The sequence below is a fragment of the Intrasporangium sp. Soil_C_50 genome, from assembly GCF_057656595.1.
The window spans coordinates 334,213-354,262 of the sequence record NZ_JBDGKB010000002.1 but is presented as its reverse complement, the minus strand read 5'-3'; the positions used below and the strand labels follow the sequence as shown (position 1 = coordinate 354,262).

The following is a 20,050-nucleotide window of genomic DNA, read 5'->3' as shown; positions in this document are numbered from 1 at the left end:
GTGTGAAGACCGCGTTACGGCCCTCAGTCGCGCAGTGGCGTCAGGAGCCGGTGCGGTGCGCGGAGCCGGGCCGAGAGCGGGTTCGTCGGCGGGTCGGTGCTCGCCCCGGGCCCGGGGCGCGTCTCCAGCTCGCGGGCGGCGGGCGTCGACCCGCACACGGGGCACCTCCCGGACGCGTCGAGGTCGGCGTCGCACGTCACGTGCCGGAAGAGGCGACGCTGTCCGTGGGGGGAGGTGGTGGCGTCGCCCCAGCGCATCAGCGCGTGGACGGCGGGCCAGAGGGCCTCGCCGGACGCCGTCAGCGCGTACGCGTCGTGGCCGCCCTGCGCGCGCCGCTCGAGGACGCCGGCACCGACGAGGGCGCCGAGCCGCTGGGTCAGGACGGCCTTGGAGATGTCGAGCCTGCGCCTGAAGTCGCTGAAGCGGGTCACGCCCAGGAAGGCGTCGCGGACGAGGAGCAGCGACCACCGTTCGCCGACGATCTCGAGCGCCTTCGCGAGCGAGCAGTCCTGTCCGGAGTAGTCCGTGCCGAGTGCCACGGAATGAATGTACGCCGTGGTCTGTTCACAAGACCAAGTGCCGGACCATGGAGGACGTCATGTCGCGAGACCGAACCGTTGCACCGCCGCAGACCCCGACACCGGCGCCGCTGCCCGACGCCTCCTCCACCGCCGACCAGCCACGACGCGCTCTCGCCGTCGCCGCCGTCGGCACGGTCCTCGCGCTCGTCGCGTTCACGGCCCCACTCGCGACCGTGGGCTCGGTCGCCGCGAGCCTCGGCGCCGGCCTCGCCGGGCGCACGTGGATCCTCAGCTCCATGGGCATCGGTCTGGGCGCCGCGCTGCTCACGGCCGGCACCCTCGCCGACGACCGGGGGCGCCGACGCGTCCTCGTCGCCGGCCTCGTCGGTCTCGCCGCCTCGAGCGTCGTAGCGGCCCTGGCCGGTGGCACGCTCGTGTTCGTCCTCGCCCGGGTCGGCCAGGGCATCGGCGCGGCGGCTGTCGTCGCCGCGAGCCTCGGCCTCGTCGCGCACTGGTTCGAGCCCGGCCCGGCACGCGCCGCGGCCAGCGGCGTCTGGGGCGCCAGCGTCGGCGCCGGCATCGCCCTCGGCCCGATCCTCGCCAGCAGCCTCGACCGGTGGGCGTCCTGGCGTGAGGTCCACTGGCTCCTCGCCGCCGCCACGCTCGTACTCGCGGCCCTCTCCCGGCGTGTGCTCGTCGAGAGCCGCTCGCACGAGCGCCGCCCGCTCGACGTGCCCGGCGCGCTCCTTCTCGGCCTGTCCACCACTGCGTTCCTCGCCGCCCTCGTCGAGGGGCGCAGCGGGTGGGGCCGGCCGGCCGTCCTGCTCCTGCTCGCCCTGGCCGTCGGCGCAGCGGTCGCCTTCGCGGTCACCGAGTGGCGCGTCCCGTTCCCGATGGTCGACCCGGCGCTCGCCCGCGACGGACGCTTCGTGGCGGCCACGGCGGCGGCGCTCGCCACCGGGGCCGGCATCATCGGCCTGCTGTCGTTCCTGCCCGGCTTCCTCGCCCTCGCCCTGGGACTCGCTCCGACGACGGCCGCCGTCCTCTTCCTCGCGTGGTCCGGCACGAGCGTCGTCTTCGCACTGCTGGCGCGCCGTCTCCCGGCGCGGTGGTCGGGGCGGGCCCAGCTGGCCGGCGCGCTCGTCGTCGTCGCCGCGGGCCAGCTCGCCCTGTCGGGCCTCGCACCGGGCGCGTCGTGGGGACGCTTCCTGCCGGGCCTGCTCGTCGCGGGCGTCGGCAGCGGCGTCCTCAACGCGGCCCTGGGGCGCGAGGCGGTCGCCAGCGTCCCGGCGGGCCGTGGTGGCATGGGCAGCGGAGCCAACAACACGGCCCGCTACCTCGGCTCGTCGGTCGGGGTCACTGTCGTGTCCGTCGTCGTCGCGGCGCACGCCGGCACTGGCGGCGCTGCCGGATCCGCGCCCACGGGGCTCGTCGCGGGGTGGAACCTCGCCGCGTGGGTCACCGCCGGCCTCTCGCTCGCCGGGGCACTGGTCGTCGCGGTCACGATGGTCCTCGACCGGCGTGCGGAGGCTGTCAGGCACCAGGCTGCCGGCGCGAAGGCTTGACCTTCGACCCGGTCGAGGGGTCAGGCTGGCGCCCATGCCCGTCACGACCGATCCCGACCGCCTCCTCACCATCGGGGAGCTCGCCCGCGCCAGCGGCCTGTCCGCGAGCGCCCTGCGCTTCTACGACCGAGAAGGCGTGCTCGTGCCCGCCGACGTCGACGCCCTGACCGGCTACCGCCGTTACGCCGCCGGCCAGCTGCGCGCCGCCCGGCTCGTCGCGTCGCTGCGACGCGTGGGGATGCCGCTCGCCGACGTGTCGGTCGTCCTCGAGCAGGACGCCCGTGGCGAGGTGCAGGCGGCGCGCGACGTCGTGGCGGCCCACGAGCAGCGCCTCGTCGACGGCCTGCATGACGCGCGGACCGAGATCGCCCGGACGCTGGGGCTGCTCGGCGACGGGGAGGGCTGCCGCGTCCGCGTCCGGGCCGTCGACCTGGCGGACGCGGTGCGTGCCGTCCGGTTCGCTGTCGCCCCAGGCGTGCCCGTGGCAGGAGCGCCTGACGGCCGCGACCTCTCGGTGCTCACCGGTGTCCTCGTCGAGGTGACCGCCGACGCGGTGCGCCTCGTCGCCACCGACCGCTACCGGATGGCCGTGGCCGAGGTGCCGCGGGTAGACACGGCGCTCACCGAGATCGACGCGACCGACGCCACGGACGCCGTGGGCACCGTCCACGCGTCCCAGCACGCGACCGTCCTCGCGTCGGTCGTCGCACCCGTCGCCTGGGCCGATGAGCTGGTCGCCCGCTGCGGCGCGACGGGCTCGACCGAGACCGATGCCCGCGAGGGCGACGAGTCACGGGTCGTCCTGCTCGACGTGGGCGCCGGGGCGCTCGCCGCGCGGGTCGAGGCCCTCGACGCCGGGGGAGCGGCGCACGTGATCGAGGCCGAGGCGGTGGCGGGGACCTTCCCCGACCACCGCGGGATCGTCGGGCCGGTGGGCACCACCGTCTCGGCCGTGTCGGCCCTCGCCGCAGGACTCGCCAGCCGCCTGCCCGTCGAGGCCGACCGCGTCGGGCTCGCCCTGCGCGTCGACGGCGTCGACGTCGTCCCCGACGCCGAGGCCGACGTGTTCGTCGATCCCGAGTTCCTCCACGAGGCGCTCGCCGCAGCCGGTCCGGCCCCCACCCTCGTGCTCGACGGGCCGACGCGTCCGCTCGCGATCCGCGGGGACGGCGCCGGCTTCTCGGTGCTCATGCCGGTGGCCGTCCCGTGAGCCTCCTCGCCCACCTCTGTCGCACCTGTGGCCACCAGGCGGCGTGGCACGAGGGCGGCAACGGCGGCTACACGCCGTGCCGGTGCTGCAGGGCCGGCGCGGCCGAGCCGGACCCCGAACCGACGCTGCTGCCGACGTGGACGTCGCCCGGCGGGGCGCCCGAGCCGCTGTGGCCGCCCGGCACGCGTCGGAACGTCGGCACGATGCACGCGTCGACCACGTGCGCGTGCGGCGCCTGCCACGCCGCTGCCGCACGGCTCCTCGCGGCGGAGGACGCGCCGCCGAGGCGGGCGGCGGGATGAGGCGTTCAGGGCACGTCCGGTGGGCTCCTAGAATGGTGGGGTTGTCCGGCCGCTGACGAAGTGCGGCACACCGAGGAGGAATGCCGTGATCGTCGCCACCGGGATCGAGCTGCGTGCAGGCGCGCGCCTGCTGCTGGAGGATGCGAGCTTCCGCGTCGACTCCGGCGACCGCATCGGCCTCGTCGGCCGCAACGGCGCCGGCAAGACGACCCTGACCAAGGTCCTCGCCGGCGAGGGCATGCCCGCCGCCGGCACCGTGACCCGCACCGGCGCCGTCGGCTACCTGCCGCAGGACCCCCGCACCGGCGACCTCGAGATCCTCGCCCGCGACCGCATCCTGTCGGCCCGCGGTCTCGACACCATCGTCCGCGACCGCGCGGCGGCCGAGGTCCGGATGGGCAGCGACGACGAGAAGGTCCGCGACAAGGCCATGCGCAAGTACGCGCGGCTCGAGGTCGAGTTCGAGGCCCAGGGTGGCTACGCCTCCGAGTCCGAGGCCGCCTCGATCGCCAGCGCCCTCGGGCTCGAGGAGCGCATCCTCTCGCAGCCGCTCCGCACGCTCTCCGGCGGTCAGCGCCGACGGGTCGAGCTCTCGCGGATCCTCTTCTCCGGCAACGAGACCCTGCTGCTCGACGAGCCGACCAACCACCTCGACGCCGACTCGATCGTCTGGCTGCGCGAGTACCTGCGCGCCTACAAGGGCGGGCTCATCATCATCAGCCACGACGCCGAGATGCTCGACGCCGTCGTCAACAAGGTCTACCACCTCGACGCGAACCGCTCGGCCCTCGATGTCTACAACGTCGGCTGGAAGACCTACCTCCAGTCGCGCGAGACCGACGAGAAGCGCCGGCGCCGCGAGCTGCAGAACGCGCAGAAGAAGGCCGGGGCGCTGCTGGCCCAGGCCGACAAGATGCGGGCCAAGGCCACCAAGGCGGTCGCCGCGCAGAACATGGCCAAGCGGGCCGAGCGTCTCCTCGCCGGCGTCGAGGGCGAGCGCGTGCAGGACAAGGTGGCCAAGCTGCGCTTCCCCAAGCCGGCCTCCTGCGGCCGCACGCCGCTGCGCGCGTCGGGGCTGTCCCGCTCGTACGGCTCGCTCGAGGTGTTCACCGACGTCGACCTCGCGATCGACCGTGGCAGCAGGGTCGTCGTGCTCGGCCTCAACGGCGCGGGCAAGACGACGCTGCTGCGCATGCTCGCCGGCGTCGACGCACCCGACACCGGCGAGGTCGAGCCCGGCCACGGGCTGCGCCTCGGCTACTACGCCCAGGAGCACGAGAACCTCGACGTCGGGCGGACCGTCCTCGAGAACATGAAGTCGTCGGCACCCGACCTCGGCGAGACCGAGGTGCGCAAGGTGCTCGGCTCGTTCCTCTTCTCCGGCGACGACGTGCTCAAGCCGGCGGGCGTGCTCTCCGGTGGTGAGAAGACGCGCCTTTCGCTGGCCATGCTCGTCGTGTCGGCCGCCAACGTCCTGCTCCTCGACGAGCCCACGAACAACCTCGACCCGGCCTCGCGCGAGGAGATCCTCGGCGCGCTCAAGACCTACGAGGGCGCCGTCGTGCTCGTCACGCACGACGAAGGGGCTGTCGAGGCCCTGGAGCCCGAGCGGATCCTGCTGCTGCCCGACGGCGTCGAGGACCTCTGGGGCCCGGACTACCGCGACCTCATCGCGCTCGCCTGAGAGGTATTCCGATCTCCGGCCGCTACCTTGGCGGCATGGCACCCGGCAGACAGCGGCGTCGACACCACGAGGCCCGCAGCAGCACCGGCGAGCACCGGCTGTGGCCGACGCTCGCCGTCCTCGTCGCGATCGCTGCCTACGCGGCGCTCCCCGAGAGCCTGCTCGTCGGGCCGCGCCTCGCCATCCCGGCGGTCGAGCTGGCGCTGCTCGTCGCGCTGCTCGTGACGAACCCGACGCGTCTGGTCCGCCAGACCCGCTGGTCGCGAGCCGTGTCCATCGCCCTCGCGTGCGTCGTCATCGCCGCGAACCTCGTCGCTCTGGGGATGCTCGTGCGCACCCTGACGTCGGGGCAGCCGAGCGGGATGCCGCTGCTGCTGGCCGGCCTGCAGGTCTGGCTGACGAACGTCATCGGGTTCGGCCTGCTGTTCTGGGAGGTCGACCGCGGCGGCCCGGTGGCCCGGCACACCCTCTCGCGGGACCGGCTACCGCCGGCCGACTGGCGCTTCTCCCAGGACGAGAACCGCGACACCGTGGTCGAGGTCGCGGCGACGTCGGGGGACCGGAGCAACTGGCGTCCGGAGTTCGTCGACTACCTCTACGTGTCGCTGACGAACTCGAGCGCGTTCAGCCCGACCGACACGATGCCGCTGTCCACCCGGGCCAAGGCGCTGATGGGCCTCGAGGCAACCGCGGCCCTGCTCACCTCGCTCCTGGTCGTGGCCCGGGCGGTGGGCGCGCTCGGGGGCGGTGGCGGCTAGCCATAACCACTGCCTGTGGATCACATAATGGATGGTTATTGTATCTGCGGAGTCGTCCTGCCACTCTGAACGGCATGCCCACCGACCACACCCTCACGTGCCCGTTCTGCTCGGGTGAGGACGTCACGCCGTTCCCGGACCCGACCGCTGCCTGGTCGTGCCTGGACTGCGCGCGCGTGTTCCGGGTCGAGGTCGTGCAACCGGCGTCGGTCACCGGTTGGGGCGTGCTCCGCGCCGTCCTGCCGGGCCGAGCGACCGTCACGCCCGCCCCTTGCGTCACCTCCGTCACGCCCGTCGCCGCCTGAGGTGACCCGCCGGTAGCCTGCGGGCCATGACGTCGACCCAGACCGACCGGCCGCACCCGCACCTGCGCGTCGAGACCGCGGGGCCCGTGCGCACCCTCGTGCTCGACCACCCGGACAAGCGCAACGCCCAGACGCCGTCGCTCTGGGCCGCGCTCGCCGAACAGGCCCGGTCGGTGCCCGACGAGGTCCGTGTCGTCGTCCTGCGCGGCGAGGGGCCGGCCTTCAGCGCGGGCATCGACACCGCGATGTTCACCCCCGAGGGCGTGCCGGGTGAGGAGAGCGTCCTCGCCCTGGCCGAGGGCGGGCCGGCCGGCATCCAGGCGGGCATCGTGCGCTACCAGGAGGGCTTCACGGCTTGGGCGCAGTGCCCGGCCGTCGTCGTGGCCCAGGTGCACGGCTACGCCATCGGGGCCGGGTTCCAGCTCGCGCTCGCCGCCGACCTGCGCCTCGCGGCCCTCGACGCCTGGTTCGCCATGCGCGAGACGAGCCTCGGCCTCGTGCCCGACCTCGGCGGCACCGGCCCGCTCGTGCACCTCGTCGGGTACGCCCGCGCGCTCGAGCTGTGCGCGACCGGGCGCCCCGTCTCGGCGCCGGAGGCGCACGCCATGGGCCTGCTCACCTCGATGGCGCCTGCCGCCGACCTCGACGACGCGACCGCCTCGCTCGTCGCGGCCCTGCTCGAGGCACCCGACGAGGCGCTGCGCGCCCTCAAGCCGCTGCTGCGCGCGGCCGTCACCAACGACGCCGAGTCCCAGCTGCGGGCCGAGCGAGAGGCCCAGACGGGGCTGCTGCTCGGGATGCTCGGCCGCCTGCGCCCCGACGCGTCCTGACCCACCGCGTCCTGGACCACCGCATCGGTCGCGAGGCCGGCCGGGAATCGGCGTCGGTGGTCCGCGGTTGGATGATGGAGGAGCAGCCGGACGTACGGCTGACCGTGGACCAGGAGGGACCAGCCCGTGGGCATGCAGCCGTGGATGGCGATGCGGTCGATGTCGCGCGACTCGTCGGTGGCCGAACGCCGGCTGGCGCCCGGCACGAGACGTCGCGTCCTGGGCTACGCCCGCCCGTTCCGGGCCGACATCGCGGCGTTCCTCGTGGTCGTCGTGCTCGACTCGCTGCTCGTCGTCGCGGTCCCGTTGCTGCTCAAGGCGATCGTCGACGACGGCGTGGTGCCCAAGGACTCCGGCGTCGTCGTGAAGCTCTCCCTGCTCGTGGCGGTCATCGCGGTCGTCGACGTCCTCTTCACGATCGTGTCGCGCTGGTACTCCGCCCGCATCGGTGAGGGGCTGATCAACGACCTGCGCGTCGAGGTCTTCGGCCACGTGCTGCGCCAGCCCATCGCGTTCTTCACCCGCGCCCAGACCGGCTCGCTCGTCTCTCGGCTCAACAACGACGTGGTCGGCGCGCAGCAGGCCTTCACCTCGGTGCTGTCGAACGTCGTCAGCAACGTCGTGTCGGTCGTCCTCGTCGTCGGGGCGATGTTCGCCCTCTCGTGGCAGCTGACCCTCGGCTCGCTGCTGCTCGTCCCGCTCTTCCTGGTCCCGGCCCGGCTCATGGGGCGGCGGCTCGCGGCCCTCGCGCACCGGCAGATGACCCTCAACGCCGACATGGGCACGCGGATGACGGAGCGCTTCAACGTCGCCGGTGCGCTCCTCGTCAAGCTCTTCGGCTCGCCCGTGCGGGAGGAGGCCGAGTACGCCGACCGCGCCGGCCGCGTCCGTGACATCGGCATCGAGATCGCCGTCAACCGCACGCTCTTCATGGCCGGGCTCACCTTCGTGGCAGCGCTCGCGACGGCGATGGTCTACGGCTTCGGCGGCGTCATGGCCGTGAACGGCACGCTGTCGGTCGGCACGCTGCTCGCCCTCGCGGCCCTGCTCGCGCGCCTCTACGGCCCGCTCACGTCGCTGTCGAACGTCCGCGTCGACATCATGACCGCGCTGATCTCCTTCGAGCGGGTCTTCGAGGTGCTCGACCTCGAGCCGCTCGTCAAGGAGCGCCCCGGCGCGGTGGCCCTGCCGGCCGGGCCGCTCGGGGTCGGGCTCGAGGACGTCTCGTTCCGCTACCCCTCCGCCGACGAGATCTCCCTCGCCTCCCTCGAGTCCGTCGCCTCGGGCGACCGCCGGGGCAGCGGCGTCGTGCTCCACGACATCGACGTCGACGTGCCCGCCGGCTCGCTCGTGGCGCTCGTCGGACCGTCCGGCGCGGGCAAGACGACCCTGACCTCGCTCGTCGCGCGCCTCTACGACCCGAGCGGCGGCGCCGTCCGCATCGGCGGCGTCGACCTGCGCGACGTCACGATGGACTCGCTGCGCGCCCGCGTCGGCGTCGTGACCCAGGAGGCCCACCTCTTCCACGACACGATCCGCGCCAACCTGCTGTACGCCCGTCCCGACGCCACCGACGAGCAGGTCGCTGCGGCGCTGCGAGCCGCACAGATCAGCGAGCTCGTCGAGGAGCTCCCCGAGGGCCTCGACACGGTCGTCGGCGACCGCGGCCACCGGCTCAGCGGCGGCGAGAAGCAGCGCTTCGCCATCGCCCGCCTGCTGCTCAAGGCACCCGACGTCGTCGTCCTCGACGAGGCCACGGCCCACCTCGACTCCGAGTCCGAAGTGGCGGTCCAGCGGGCCCTCGACGCCGCCCTCGAGGGCCGCACCTCGATCGTCATCGCGCACCGTCTCTCGACGATCCGCCAGGCCGACCTCATCGTCGTCCTCGACCACGGCCGCGTCGTCGAGACCGGCCGCCACGCCGAGCTGCTCGCGCGTGGCGGGCTCTACGCGGACCTGCACGCCACCCAGTTCGACGAGAAGGCCGTCGAGCGGGCCGGCTGAACGGTGTCGGTGGCGCCGTCTGACGGAGGACGCCTACGCGTCCTCCTCGTCCCAGATCCGGACCTTCTTGGGCTTGGCGGGTCGGGCGGGATGCGGTGGCGCCACTGGACGTGACCCGGCCCCGTCGCCCTCGTCCACCTCCGCCTGCTCGAGCAGCAGCTCGCGGCGCATGGCCCACCAGACGAAGACGACGCCGCCGGGCATGAAGAGCCACCACTGGTAGGCGTAGGCCTGGTGCGGTCCGAGGTCCTGGTCGGGGCGTGGCAGCGGGCGGACCGGGTGCGAGCCCGAGGCAGGGCCCGGCTGCTGGCTGCCGACGACGACGTACAGGTCGAGGGCCGAGAGCCCGGGCACCTGGGCCCGGGCGTCGGGCAGGTCGATGCTGGCCAGCTGCGGACGCGGCAGGTCGCGGCCCAGGCTCGGCTCGTCGGTGCGCAGCCAGCCCGTCACGGTCACCTCACCGCCCGGTGGGGGGTCCGCCGGGGGCGTCGTCTCCGCGTTCTCGGCGTTGGGCACCCAGCCGCGGTCGAGCAGGACGGTGCGCCCACCCGTCGTGAAGGGCGTCAGCACCTCGAACCCGACCGTCTGGTCCAGCGTGCGGTTGCGCACGAGCAGGTCGGCGTCCCCGGCATAGGTGCCGGTCAGGGTGACGCGGGTCCACTGCCGTTCCGGGGAGAGTGGGCCGGCCCCGAGGGCCTGCTCGAGCGGGACCGGCGTCGCGTCGTAGTGCTGGGCGATCGCGTCGGCCTTGGTGAGCTTGTCCTCGTGGCGGTGCCACTGCCAGAGGCCGAGGTAGAAGCACGCGACGCCGAAGAGCACCGCGATGAGGGTCCCGACCATCCAGCGCCGGGTCAGCCACACTCTGAGCACGCCTCGACGGTACCCGGACCCGCTGAGGGCCACGGAGACCGGTCGGCCGCCGTCAGGTCCGGGGGATCCTGCCTGAGTCGAACTCACCGGTCTCGGCCAGGGTGCCGGCCACCGTGCGGAGCTTCTCGTTGAGCCGCTTGGACGAGTGCCGGAGCGCGTCGAAGGCCTGCTCGGGGGTGAGCTTGAGGCGCTCCATGAGGATGCCCTTGGCCTGGCCGATGACGTCCCGCGAGATCAGGGCCTCGCTCAGCTGCTGCGTCTGGTCGTGCAGGTGGCTCCGCTCGCGGACGACGGCCGCCGCCAGGGAGGCGTGTGCCGCCAGGATGAGCCCGATCTGCTGCGCCTCGACGCTGAATGCGTCGGCGGTGCTTCCATAGGTGTTGAGCGACCCGGTCGTGGCCGTCCGTTCGGGGTCCGCGGCGTGTGCGGAGCCGGCGGCCGCAAGACGGTACGAGGCCGCGGCGCACGCGCCCAGCTCGACCGGGCGGGACCCGAGGGTCGGCCAGCGGGGGTCGGGAAACGCCCGCGCATAGACGACGGGCGCCTCGACGGCATCGAGGCAGGGACCCTCACCGGCGACGTACTGGGCCCGGTCGACCGCCGATGCGTTCGCGGCGGTCGACGCGGCGGTCCGGTAGGCGCCCCTCTCGAAGAGGGTCACGCTGGCCATCTCGCACCCGGCGACGGTGTCGACCGCGGCCTGGGCGATGCGGTGGAGCACGGCGTCGTAGGAGTCCGCGCTGTACAGGTTCTCGGCGATGGCGGCGAAGGTCGCTGCCAGCCTCGTCGTCGGTCTCGCTTCCAGGCGGAGGTCCGCTGCCTCGTGACGGGCGTCGGCGGCGAGGTCCCGGTCCTCGTGGGCCTGCTCGCGGCCCTGCCGTGCCTCGTCCCGGGCGGAGGAGGCTCCGGCCCGTTGGGCGCGCTCGGCCTCATCGGGCAGGACCGCGAGCTCGGCAGCGCGCGCGTCCAGAAGCCGTTCCCGCTCGTCGAGGGCGGACTCGCGCGCGTCGGCCATCCGCTCGCGCGCGTCGGCGGCTGCGTCCCGCTCGGCGGCCAGGTCGTCCCGGTGGTCGGCGACGAAGTCGCGCTTCTCGGCGGCCCACATGCTCTCGTCGTCGGGTGCGTGCTCAGCCATCGGATCCCACCTCCTCGCCGACGGCGCCCTGCTTGGACTCTATGCCTGTGCGCTGCCCCGGGTCCGGCAGATGTCGCGGTCGAGCGGGGCCGGTGGGAAGCGCGCATCTCCGGGTCGTGAAGGATCGGCGTGGTCACCTGATCCGGCTCGTCGCACCCGCGGCCTAGAGTGGGTGGCATGACCGCGCTTCCCGACCCGAGCGTTCGACCGGCAGGCCTGGCCGACCAGTTCGGCCGGGTGGCGCGCGACCTGCGCGTGTCGGTCACCGACCGCTGCAACCTGCGGTGCACGTACTGCATGCCGGCCGAGGGCCTGCCGTGGATGCCGCGGGCCGAGATGCTCACCGACGAGGAGATGCTGCGCGTCATCGGGCTCTTCGTCCGTGACGGCGTCACCCAGGTGCGCCTCACCGGTGGTGAGCCGCTGCTGCGTCGCTCACTCGTCGACCTCGTCGCGGGGATCGCCGCGCTCGAGCCTCGACCGCGCATCGCCATGACGACCAACGGCGTCGGCCTCGAGCGGGTTGCCATGGGGCTCAAGGAGGCCGGCCTCGACCGCGTCAACGTCAGCCTCGACACCATCGACTCCGAGACGTTCACCCAACTGACGCGTCGCGACCGGCTTGCCGACGTCGAGGCCGGCCTCAAGGCGGCGGCCGACGCCGGGCTGACCCCCGTCAAGGTCAACGCGGTCGCGATGCGCGGCGTCAACGACGACTCGGTCGCCGACGTCCTCGCCTGGTGCCTCGAGCGCGGCTACGAGCTGCGCTTCATCGAGCAGATGCCACTCGACGCCCAGCACGCCTGGCACCGCAGCGACATGGTGACCGCCGACGAGATCCGCGCCCGGCTCTCGCAGCGCTGGCAGCTGACCCCGCTGTCGGCCGCCGACCGCGGCAGCGCGCCGGCCGAGCGGTTCCTCGTCGACGGCGGGCCCGAGACCGTCGGCATCATCGCCAGTGTCTCGGCGCCGTTCTGCGCCGCCTGCGACCGCACCCGGCTCACCGCCGACGGCCAGGTGCGCAACTGCCTCTTCTCCACCACCGAGACCGACCTGCGCGGCCCGATGCGCGACGGCGCCTCCGACGACGAGCTGCTCGGGCTCATGCGCGGCGAGATGTGGCGCAAGCGGCGCGGGCACGGCATCGGCGAGCCGGGCTTCGTGCAGCCCGAGCGACCGATGTCGGCCATCGGCGGCTGAGCGGTCGCCCCGCGCGCCGCGTCAGCCGTCGGCGTCGGTGAGGTCCTCGACGGGGACGACCTCGATGAGGAACCCGCGCAGCGCGACGAAGTCGGCGAGCGATCCCCGGTGGTCCTCGCAGGCCAGCCAGACCTTGCGGCGGTCGGCCGCGTGGAGCTTCGGGTTGTTCCAGACCACGGCGTGCCGTGCCGTGGCCCGGCAGCCCTTGGCGCTGCAGACGTGCTCGGGCGCGCCGGCGTCCTCGACGGGGTCGAGGGAGGGGAGGACGTTCACCGGTGGGTCACCGCTCGAGGCGATGGGTGTCGTCGGGCTGGGGCGTCACGGCCTGGATGGAGCCCATCTGGCGGGGGGCCACCGCGTTGGCGATGACGACCGCGAAGTAAGGGATGACGACGGCACCGGCGACGGCCGCCCACCGCACCCACCCCGACGTGACGAACACGAGCCCGAAGCACGCGACGCGGATCCCCATCATGATGAGGTAGCGCTTCATCCGCGCGTCCTGGTCGTCGGTCGCCGACGTCGCCGCTGAGGTGACGGTGTGGACCACCGGTCGGTCGTTGCTACGTGCCACCCATCCACTCTAGGTCGCCGTCCGGCCGACGCACACAGTGCTGTCTACCCTTGGGTAGTCCGTTAGGTTTCGGGGCAGCACCAGACAGCACCGATGGAGCTCCGGGGGCCCGGCCGACGAGCCGCTTCGAGAGCACGACGACCCGGCCGAGGGCCGGGCGGACGGAGGAGACGACCAGTGGCATCGACCGCATCGCCCGAGACCCCGACGGGGAACCCGCGCAACGTCCTCGTGACCGGTGGCAACCGCGGCATCGGTCTGTCGATCGCCCGGGCCTTCGTCGAGGGGGGCGACAACGTCGTCATCACCTACCGCTCCGGCGAGCCGCCGGAGGGGCTGCGCGGCGTCGTCTGCGAGGTCACCGACACCGCGTCTGTCGACCGCGCCTTCACCGAGGCCGAGGAGATCCTCGGGGGTCCGGTCGAGGTGCTCGTGGCCAACGCGGGTATCACCCGCGACACCCTGCTGATGCGGATGAGCGACGAGGAGTTCGACTCCGTCATCGACACCAACCTCGCCGGCGCCTTCCGGTGCGCCCGACGCGCCGCCACGGGCATGATCCGCAAGCGCAAGGGGCGCATCGTCCTCATCAGCAGCGTCGTCGGCCTCTACGGCTCGCCGGGCCAGACCAACTACGCCGCGTCGAAGTCCGGGCTCGTCGGCCTCGCCCGCTCGATCACCCGCGAGCTCGGCGGTCGCGGCATCACGGCCAACGTCGTCGCCCCCGGCTTCATCGAGACCGAGATGACGGCCGTGCTGCCCGAGGACCAGAAGAAGGCCTACCTCGCCGGCATCCCCGCCGGACGCTTCGCCACACCCGAGGAGGTCGCATCGGTCGTGCGCTTCGTCGCGAGCGAGGACGCCGGCTACATCTCCGGCGCCGTCATCCCCGTCGACGGCGGCCTCGGCATGGGTCACTGACCAGGCGCCGCGCGCCAGCCCCCGCACTCCTCCCCGAAACCACAGAAAGTCGCAGGCATGGGAATCCTCGAAGGCAAGAAGCTGCTCGTCACCGGCGTGCTCATGGACAGCTCGATCGCGTTCCACGTGGCGAAGATCGCCCAGGAGGAGGGCGCACAGGTCGTGCTCACCTCCTTCGGCCGGACGATGAAGATCACCCAGACGATCGCCCGACGCCTGCCGGAGACGCCCCCGGTCATCGAGCTGGACGTCGCCGAGCAGGAGCACCTCGACACGCTCGCCGACAGACTTCGCGAGCACGTCGACGGCTTGGACGGCGTCCTGCACTCGATCGGCTTCGCGCCGCAGGGGGCCTTCAACTTCATGGAGGGCACGTGGGAGGACGTGTCGACGGCGCTGCAGATCTCGGCCTACAGCCTCAAGTCGCTCGCCGCGGCGAGCCTGCCGCTCATGGCCGACGGCGGCAGCGTCGTCGGGCTCACCTTCGACGCCAAGTTCGCGTGGCCGGTCTACGACTGGATGGGCGTGGCCAAGGCCGCGTTCGAGTCGACGAACCGCTACCTGGCCCGCGACCTCGGCCCGAAGAACGTGCGCTGCAACCTCGTGGCCGCCGGCCCGATCCGCACGACGGCCGCCAAGTCGATCCCCGGCTTCGAGCAGTTCGAGCGGGTCTGGGACGAGCGCGCCCCCCTCGGCTGGGACGTCAACGACGCCGTGCCCGCGGCCAAGGCGTGCGCGGCCCTGCTGTCGGACTGGTTCCCGGCCACGACGGGCGAGATCGTCCACGTCGACGGCGGCGTCCACGCGATGGGGCAGTGACGAGCCGACGCCGGCCCGGCACCCGAGCGACCCGCAGCGCCCGTCGCTAGAGTCCTGCCATGCCTGACGCCGCGACCCCTGCCGCGACCGCCACCGACCACGCCAAGGGCGTCCACGTCGAGGAGGTACGTGTCCTCGACGGGCCGAACCTCTACTTCGCGCGACCCGCGATCAAGGTCAGCCTCCACCTGCCCGGCTACCTCGGGCTCAAGCGGCCCCAGGCCGAGGCGCTCGCGTCGAGGCTCGGGCTGCGGTCGGCGCGGCCCGGCAAACGTGGCACGGCGCTGCGCCAGCGGTTCGTCATGCGGGTCATCCGCACGGTGACCCGACGGGTGGGCGCGGAGATCGGCGTCGGTCGCCTCGGCGTCCGGGTCCGCGCCGGCGGTGCCGTCGAGGACGCCGTGCTCGCCTTCCCGTGGGTGCACCGCACGCGGGGCCAGGTGGCGGGAGAGCAGATCGCCGCGGTGCTCGGGCAGCTGCTCGACGCGTCACGGCGCCCCGACGAGGTCATCGGCGCCGCCGCCGAGAAGATCCTCGCCGCGCCCGATGGCCCCGGTCCGAACGTCATCACCCCGAGCGTCCCCGTGGCCTCGGTCACGGGCACCAACGGCAAGACGACGACGACGCGTCTCATGGCGCACATGTGCATGTCCGCCGGCCTCACGACGGCCTGGAGCTCGACCGACGGCGTCGTCGTCATGGGCGAGACCAAGGAGTCCGGCGACTTCTCGGGTCCGGCCGGGGCGCGTGGCGTCCTCGAGACGCCCGGTCTGCAGATGGGAATCCTCGAGACCGCCCGCGGTGGCATGCTGCTGCGCGGCATGGGCGTGACGACCAACGACGTCAGCGTCGTCACCAACGTCAGCGCCGACCACCTGGGGCTGCAGGGCATCGACACCCTCGACCAGCTGGCCGAGGTCAAGGCCATCGTCACCACCGTGACCAAGCCGGAGGGGTGGTGCGTCCTCAACGGCGACGACCCGCGCGTCTGGGCGATGCGCCGGGGCAGCCGCGCCAAGCCGTGGGCCTTCAGCCTCGACCCCGACTCGCCGGCCCTGTGGGAGGCGGTCAACGCCGGCGGCCGCGGCATCACGGTGCTGGAGGGCGAGATCGTCGTCCTGTCGCCGAACGGTGACCCCGACCGCCTCGTCAAGGTCACCGACGTGCCGATGACGCTGAGCGGCCTGTCGCGCAACAACATCGCCAACGCGCTGGCCGGTGCCGCCGCGGCCCTCGGGCTCGGCGTGCCGCGGTCGGCGGTCGTGGAGGGCCTACGCACCTTCGCCCCCGACCCCGAGCACAACTGGGGCCGGATGAACACGTACTCGCTGCCGCTCGAGAAGGGCGGCCGGGCCACCGTCATCATGGACATGGCCCACAACGAGGCCGGGCTCGAGGCGCTGCTCGAGGTGGCCCACGGACTCGTCGCCCCGGGTGGCGCGGTCCGCGTCGGCCTCGGCTGTGCGGGCGACCGCACCGACGAGGCCATCGAGGCGATGGGCGAGATCGCCGGCCGTGGTGCCGACGACGTCGTGCTCAAGATCGCCCGGCGCTACCTCCGGGGCCGCGAACCGGAGAACCTGCTCGGCCTCTTCCGCGACGGCCTGGCGCGCGTCGGTGTGCTCGACGTGCCGTCGCACGACACCGAGCTCGGCGCCCTCGAGCAGCTCGTGGCGCAGGCCAACGCCGGTGACGTCGTCGCGCTCATGTGCCACGCCGAGCGGTCCGAGGTGGACTCCTGGCTGCGCGAGCACGGTGGCAGCGTCGACGACGCCCGCGCGATCCGCCGCAAGGTCGTGGCCGCCCGCGGCGAGCACGAGCTGGAGACCGAGATCGCCGCCCTCTGGGAGTCCGACGACGCCGATACCCGCATCGCGTCGGCACGGACCCTGCTGGAGGAGCACCCAGGCGACGCCCGTCTCGAGTTCGAGCTCGCCGGCACCATGGACTCCGCCGGCGACGAGCACGGCGCGATCCCCCTGTACGAGAAAGCGATCCGGGGTGGGCTTCCCGAGCCGCACCGCCACCGGGCGCAGCTGCAGCTGGCCTCGAGCCTGCGCGTCGTGGGGCGGCCCGAGGAGGCCGACGCGGTCCTGGCCGACGTCCTCGAGACCCGTCCGCACAGCACGGCCGCCCTGCTGTTCCGCGCGCTCGTGCGCACCGACCTCGGCCGGGAGCGCGAGGCCGTCGCCGACCTCGTCCGGGCGACGCTCGACGCGACGACCGACGTCGACGCGCAGTCCTACCGCCGGGCCCTGCGCGCCTACGCCGACGACCTCGAGTCCTCCGAGCGCTACGCCACGTCCCCGGACGCCTGACCCGAACGTCGCCCCGGCCGAGTCGGCGGGCCCGCGGCTGGAACCGCGCCGTGGCGCGGGTTCCAGCCGAACGGCGTCGGTCAGACGGCGGTGTCGTCGGCCTGGTCGACGGTGCTGCCGGTGGACGCCTCGCCCGTGGCCTCGCCGGGGATCGCGCCGAGCGCCTCCTCCTCGGCCTCGGTGCCCTCCGCCTCGGCGGTCTCGGTCAGGGTGCTCGGGTCGAGGTCGGGGTCGCTCGTGGCGGCCCCGGGGGCACCGAGTCGCGCGCCGGCCTGGGCCGACTTGGTGCGATCCTCGAGCTCGGCGACGACGCGGGCGTGGTTGTCGACGCACATGACGACGACGTCGCCGGGGTTGGTGCGCCCGAGCACGTGCCGCGTCGCCTCGAGCTCGTCGAGGACGATCTCGACCTGGCGGCACCGCGCGCCGTCGGCCATGGCCTTGCGCGCTCCCTCCGCGACGAGCTGGGCGGACTCGCCGGGGCGGCGGCCGCGCAGGCGGGCGTCCTCACGGACGACGAGGACGTCGAAGTGGTGCGCGGCGACCTCGCCGAGCTCGCGGATGTCGTCGTCGCGGCGGTCACCCGCGGCACCGATCATGCCGATGCGTGAGACCCGCGACAGGTCGGCCTGGCCGCGCTTCTGCTCGGCGTACCGGTCGACGAACGTGCCGAGCTCCTTCATGCCGGCCGCGTTGTGGCAGTAGTCGACGAACACGTCGGCATTGCCCACCTGCACGAGGTTGAGGCGCCCGGGGGACAGGTAGTAGGTCGTGGCGAAGGTGCGCAGGCCCTGGCGGATGTCGTGCAGCGGAGCGCCGGCCGCGAAGGCCGCACCGGCTGCGGCGAGGGCGTTGGCCACGTTGAAGCGAGCCGCCCCACCGAACGTCGAGGGCAGCAGGTGGGTCCACGCGAGCTGCATGCTGCGGCGCCCGTGCTTGATGACGATCATCTCGCCGCGCTCGCTCGGCTCGAGCACGATGGCCCGCCCGCCCCGGCGGCAGTGGTCGTCGACGAGCTCGCGCACCTCGCTGCCGGGCTCGGACATGGTGAACCAGACGATTCCGCCCGAGCAGCGGCGCCGCATGTTGCGCACGTGCGGGTCGTCGGCGTTGAGCACGGCGAAGCCGTCGCGCGGCACGGCCTCGACGATGACGGCCTTGACGTCGGCGAGCTGGCGCAGGGTGTCGATGCCCTTCATGCCGAGGTGGTCGGGCGCGATGTTCGTGACGACCGCGATGTCGTTGCGGTCATAGCCGAGGCCCTCGCGCAGGATGCCGCCGCGGGCCACCTCCATGACGGCGAAGTCGACGCGCGGGTTCTGCAGCACCATCCGCGCCGACCGGGGGCCAGACGCGTCGGCCTTGATGACGAGGCGCTCGTCGATGACGACGCCGTCGGTCGAGGTCATGCCGACCTTGCGGCCGAGGCCCTTGAAGATGTGGGCGATCATCCGCGAGGTCGTCGTCTTGCCGTTCGTGCCGGTGACGGCGACGATCGGCACGCGCGAGGGCGTGCCCGGCGGGAAGAGGAGGTCGACGACCGGCTTGGCGATGAACTGCGGCTCGCCGACGGTCGGGTGGGTGTGCATCCGGAAGCCCGGCGCGGCGTTGACCTCGCAGATCGCACCGCCGGTCTCGCGCACGGGGTAGGTGATGTCGGGGCAGATGAAGTCGATGCCGGCGACGTCGAGGCCGACGATGCGCGCGGCCTCCTCGGCGATCTCGACGTTGTCGGGGTGCGCGTCGAAGGTGCGGTCGATGGAGATGCCGCCGGTCGACATGTTGCCGGTGAGGGCGAGCTTGACCATCTCACCCTCCGGCGGGACGGAGTCGAGCGAGTACCCCTGTGCCGCAAGGACGTCGAGCGCGTTGTCGTCGACGCGGATCTTCGTCAGGACCTTCTCGTGCCCGACGCCGCGCCGGGGGTCGGCGTTGGTCGTGTCGACGAGCTCCGCGACGGTGTGCGCGCCGTCGCCGACGACATGGGCCGGCACGCGCTCGGCGATGGCCTGCATCCGGCCGCCGACGATGAGGCACCGGTAGTCGCGGCCGGTGACGAACGACTCGACGATGATCGTGCCCCGGCGCGACTGCTCCTTGGCGATGTCGAAGGCCTTCTCGACGTCCTCGTCGCTGCGCAGGTCGAGGCACACCCCGCGGCCGTGGTTGCCGTCGAGCGGCTTGACGACGACGGGGAAGCCGATGCGCCGGGCGGCCTCGACCGCGCCGCGCAGGGTGCGGACCGACTCCTGCTTCGGCACCGGGAGCCCGGCCGACCCGAGCAGCTTGGTCGTGAGGTCCTTGTCGCCGGCGATGTCGACGGCGAGGGCCCCCGTGCGGCTCGTCATCGTCGCGCGGATGCGCTGGGCGTGCACGCCCTGGCCGAGCTGGACGAGCGAGCCGGTGTTGAGCCGGATGAAGGGGATGTCGCGGGAGGCCGCCTCCTCGAGGATCGCCGAGGTGGACGGCCCGAAGGCGACCCGCTCGGCCTGCCGGAGGAAGTCGTGGAAGGCGGCGTCGAAGTCGAAGCCGTCCTCGGCCTGCACCAGGTGGTTGATGAGGCGGACGGCGAGGCGCCCGGCCGCGACGCCGACGGTCTCGTCGGTGTAGGCGTAGACGACGTCGTAGCGACCCGGGTGGCCCTTGACGCCGCGGGTCTTGCCCCGGCGCGAGTCGTGCCCGGCGAGCGTCTGGAGCTGGAGCGCGACGTGCTCGGCGACGTGCCCGAGCCAGGTGCCCTCCTGGAGCCGTTCGATGAAGCCGCCCTTGCGGCCGCGCGAGCACGTGTGGTTCTCCAGGCCCGGCACGGCCTCGAGGAGCCGCTCGGTGAAGCCCGGCAGCGACACCGTCGGGTACTCCTCGAGGCTGCCGAGGTCGACGACGAGGTGGACGGCCTGCTGGTAGGACCAGACGTTGGGGCCGCGGTAGATCCGCGTCTCGAGGATCGTCAGGTCGGGACGGGCGGGTCCGGTGGGGGTCGGGACCTCGACGGCCATCGCATTCCTCCTGGTGGTCGGGAGAGAGAGTCGGGGAT

The 20,050-nt window shown here is 73.3% G+C and carries 18 protein-coding genes; 11 read left to right on the top strand and 7 right to left on the bottom strand.

The window, feature by feature from the left end; all coding sequences use genetic code 11:
- Nucleotides 1-23: 23 nt before the first annotated feature.
- On the bottom strand, nucleotides 24-539 hold the full coding sequence (locus AC3A5R_RS09155; RefSeq protein ID WP_487620440.1) for a winged helix-turn-helix transcriptional regulator: 516 nt from the start codon (nucleotides 537-539) through the stop codon (nucleotides 24-26).
- Between the two features lie 59 nt (nucleotides 540-598).
- Here AC3A5R_RS09155 and AC3A5R_RS09150 point away from each other — a divergent pair, with 59 nt between their 5' ends.
- Nucleotides 599-2,086 carry an MFS transporter gene (locus AC3A5R_RS09150; protein ID WP_487620439.1) on the top strand — a complete coding sequence of 496 codons (1,488 nt, stop codon included), beginning with the start codon at nucleotides 599-601 and terminating at the stop codon, nucleotides 2,084-2,086.
- 34 nt (nucleotides 2,087-2,120) lie between these two features.
- Entirely contained in the window at nucleotides 2,121-3,296 is a 1,176-nt protein-coding gene (locus tag AC3A5R_RS09145; protein ID WP_487620438.1) for a DNA polymerase III subunit beta family protein, read from the top strand.
- A gap of 67 nt (nucleotides 3,297-3,363) precedes the next feature.
- Here AC3A5R_RS09145 and AC3A5R_RS09140 read toward each other — a convergent pair whose 3' ends face one another.
- Nucleotides 3,364-3,498, bottom strand: coding sequence for a hypothetical protein (locus AC3A5R_RS09140; protein ID WP_487620437.1), 135 nt, complete (start codon nucleotides 3,496-3,498; stop codon nucleotides 3,364-3,366).
- A 185-nt stretch (nucleotides 3,499-3,683) separates the two neighbouring features.
- On the opposite strand from AC3A5R_RS09140, the gene AC3A5R_RS09135 reads away from it, so the two are divergent.
- The 5 genes from AC3A5R_RS09135 to AC3A5R_RS09115 all read left to right on the top strand — a co-directional run bounded on the left by AC3A5R_RS09135 (nucleotide 3,684) and on the right by AC3A5R_RS09115 (nucleotide 9,179).
- Complete coding sequence (locus tag AC3A5R_RS09135; RefSeq protein ID WP_487620436.1) at nucleotides 3,684-5,282, top strand: ABC-F family ATP-binding cassette domain-containing protein; 1,599 nt, start codon at nucleotides 3,684-3,686, stop codon at nucleotides 5,280-5,282.
- A gap of 35 nt (nucleotides 5,283-5,317) precedes the next feature.
- Nucleotides 5,318-6,040 carry a hypothetical protein gene (locus tag AC3A5R_RS09130; RefSeq protein ID WP_487620435.1) on the top strand — a complete coding sequence of 241 codons (723 nt, stop codon included), beginning with the start codon at nucleotides 5,318-5,320 and terminating at the stop codon, nucleotides 6,038-6,040.
- A 74-nt stretch (nucleotides 6,041-6,114) separates the two neighbouring features.
- A complete protein-coding gene (locus tag AC3A5R_RS09125; RefSeq protein WP_487620434.1) occupies nucleotides 6,115-6,345 on the top strand; it encodes a hypothetical protein in 231 nt (76 codons plus the stop codon).
- A gap of 26 nt (nucleotides 6,346-6,371) precedes the next feature.
- Complete coding sequence (locus AC3A5R_RS09120; RefSeq protein WP_487620433.1) at nucleotides 6,372-7,175, top strand: enoyl-CoA hydratase/isomerase family protein; 804 nt, start codon at nucleotides 6,372-6,374, stop codon at nucleotides 7,173-7,175.
- A gap of 132 nt (nucleotides 7,176-7,307) precedes the next feature.
- A complete protein-coding gene (locus tag AC3A5R_RS09115; protein ID WP_487620544.1) occupies nucleotides 7,308-9,179 on the top strand; it encodes an ABC transporter ATP-binding protein in 1,872 nt (623 codons plus the stop codon).
- A gap of 33 nt (nucleotides 9,180-9,212) precedes the next feature.
- Here the strand turns inward: AC3A5R_RS09115 and AC3A5R_RS09110 are convergent, their stop codons facing one another.
- Together AC3A5R_RS09110 and AC3A5R_RS09105 are read right to left on the bottom strand one after the other, a co-directional pair.
- Nucleotides 9,213-10,049: an SURF1 family cytochrome oxidase biogenesis protein gene (locus tag AC3A5R_RS09110; RefSeq protein ID WP_487620432.1), complete on the bottom strand. Its 837-nt coding sequence runs from the start codon at nucleotides 10,047-10,049 to the stop codon at nucleotides 9,213-9,215.
- Nucleotides 10,050-10,101: 52 nt separating this feature from the next.
- A complete protein-coding gene (locus AC3A5R_RS09105; protein ID WP_487620431.1) occupies nucleotides 10,102-11,184 on the bottom strand; it encodes an ANTAR domain-containing protein in 1,083 nt (360 codons plus the stop codon).
- A gap of 177 nt (nucleotides 11,185-11,361) precedes the next feature.
- Between AC3A5R_RS09105 and moaA the strand changes: the two genes are divergently transcribed.
- Entirely contained in the window at nucleotides 11,362-12,384 is a 1,023-nt protein-coding gene (gene moaA, locus AC3A5R_RS09100; RefSeq protein ID WP_487620430.1) for a GTP 3',8-cyclase MoaA, read from the top strand.
- Nucleotides 12,385-12,405: 21 nt separating this feature from the next.
- Here moaA and AC3A5R_RS09095 read toward each other — a convergent pair whose 3' ends face one another.
- Nucleotides 12,406-12,657: a hypothetical protein gene (locus AC3A5R_RS09095; RefSeq protein ID WP_487620429.1), complete on the bottom strand. Its 252-nt coding sequence runs from the start codon at nucleotides 12,655-12,657 to the stop codon at nucleotides 12,406-12,408.
- 7 nt (nucleotides 12,658-12,664) lie between these two features.
- A complete protein-coding gene (locus tag AC3A5R_RS09090) occupies nucleotides 12,665-12,958 on the bottom strand; it encodes a DUF3099 domain-containing protein (protein ID WP_487620428.1) in 294 nt (97 codons plus the stop codon).
- A 177-nt stretch (nucleotides 12,959-13,135) separates the two neighbouring features.
- Between AC3A5R_RS09090 and fabG the strand changes: the two genes are divergently transcribed.
- Genes fabG through AC3A5R_RS09075 form a run of 3 tightly spaced genes read left to right on the top strand, consistent with a single transcriptional unit; the run spans nucleotide 13,136 to nucleotide 17,016 of the window.
- Nucleotides 13,136-13,879, top strand: a complete 744-nt coding sequence (gene fabG, locus AC3A5R_RS09085; protein ID WP_487620427.1) for a 3-oxoacyl-ACP reductase FabG — start codon at nucleotides 13,136-13,138, stop codon at nucleotides 13,877-13,879.
- Nucleotides 13,880-13,936: 57 nt separating this feature from the next.
- The gene (gene fabI, locus AC3A5R_RS09080; protein ID WP_487620426.1) at nucleotides 13,937-14,698 is read left to right on the top strand and encodes an enoyl-ACP reductase FabI; all 762 of its coding nucleotides are present in this window, start codon (nucleotides 13,937-13,939) and stop codon (nucleotides 14,696-14,698) included.
- A 59-nt stretch (nucleotides 14,699-14,757) separates the two neighbouring features.
- Nucleotides 14,758-17,016 carry a tetratricopeptide repeat protein gene (locus AC3A5R_RS09075; protein ID WP_487620425.1) on the top strand — a complete coding sequence of 753 codons (2,259 nt, stop codon included), beginning with the start codon at nucleotides 14,758-14,760 and terminating at the stop codon, nucleotides 17,014-17,016.
- An 80-nt stretch (nucleotides 17,017-17,096) separates the two neighbouring features.
- Here AC3A5R_RS09075 and cphA read toward each other — a convergent pair whose 3' ends face one another.
- The gene (cphA, locus tag AC3A5R_RS09070) at nucleotides 17,097-20,012 is read right to left on the bottom strand and encodes a cyanophycin synthetase (RefSeq protein WP_487620424.1); all 2,916 of its coding nucleotides are present in this window, start codon (nucleotides 20,010-20,012) and stop codon (nucleotides 17,097-17,099) included.
- Nucleotides 20,013-20,050 lie beyond the last annotated feature (38 nt).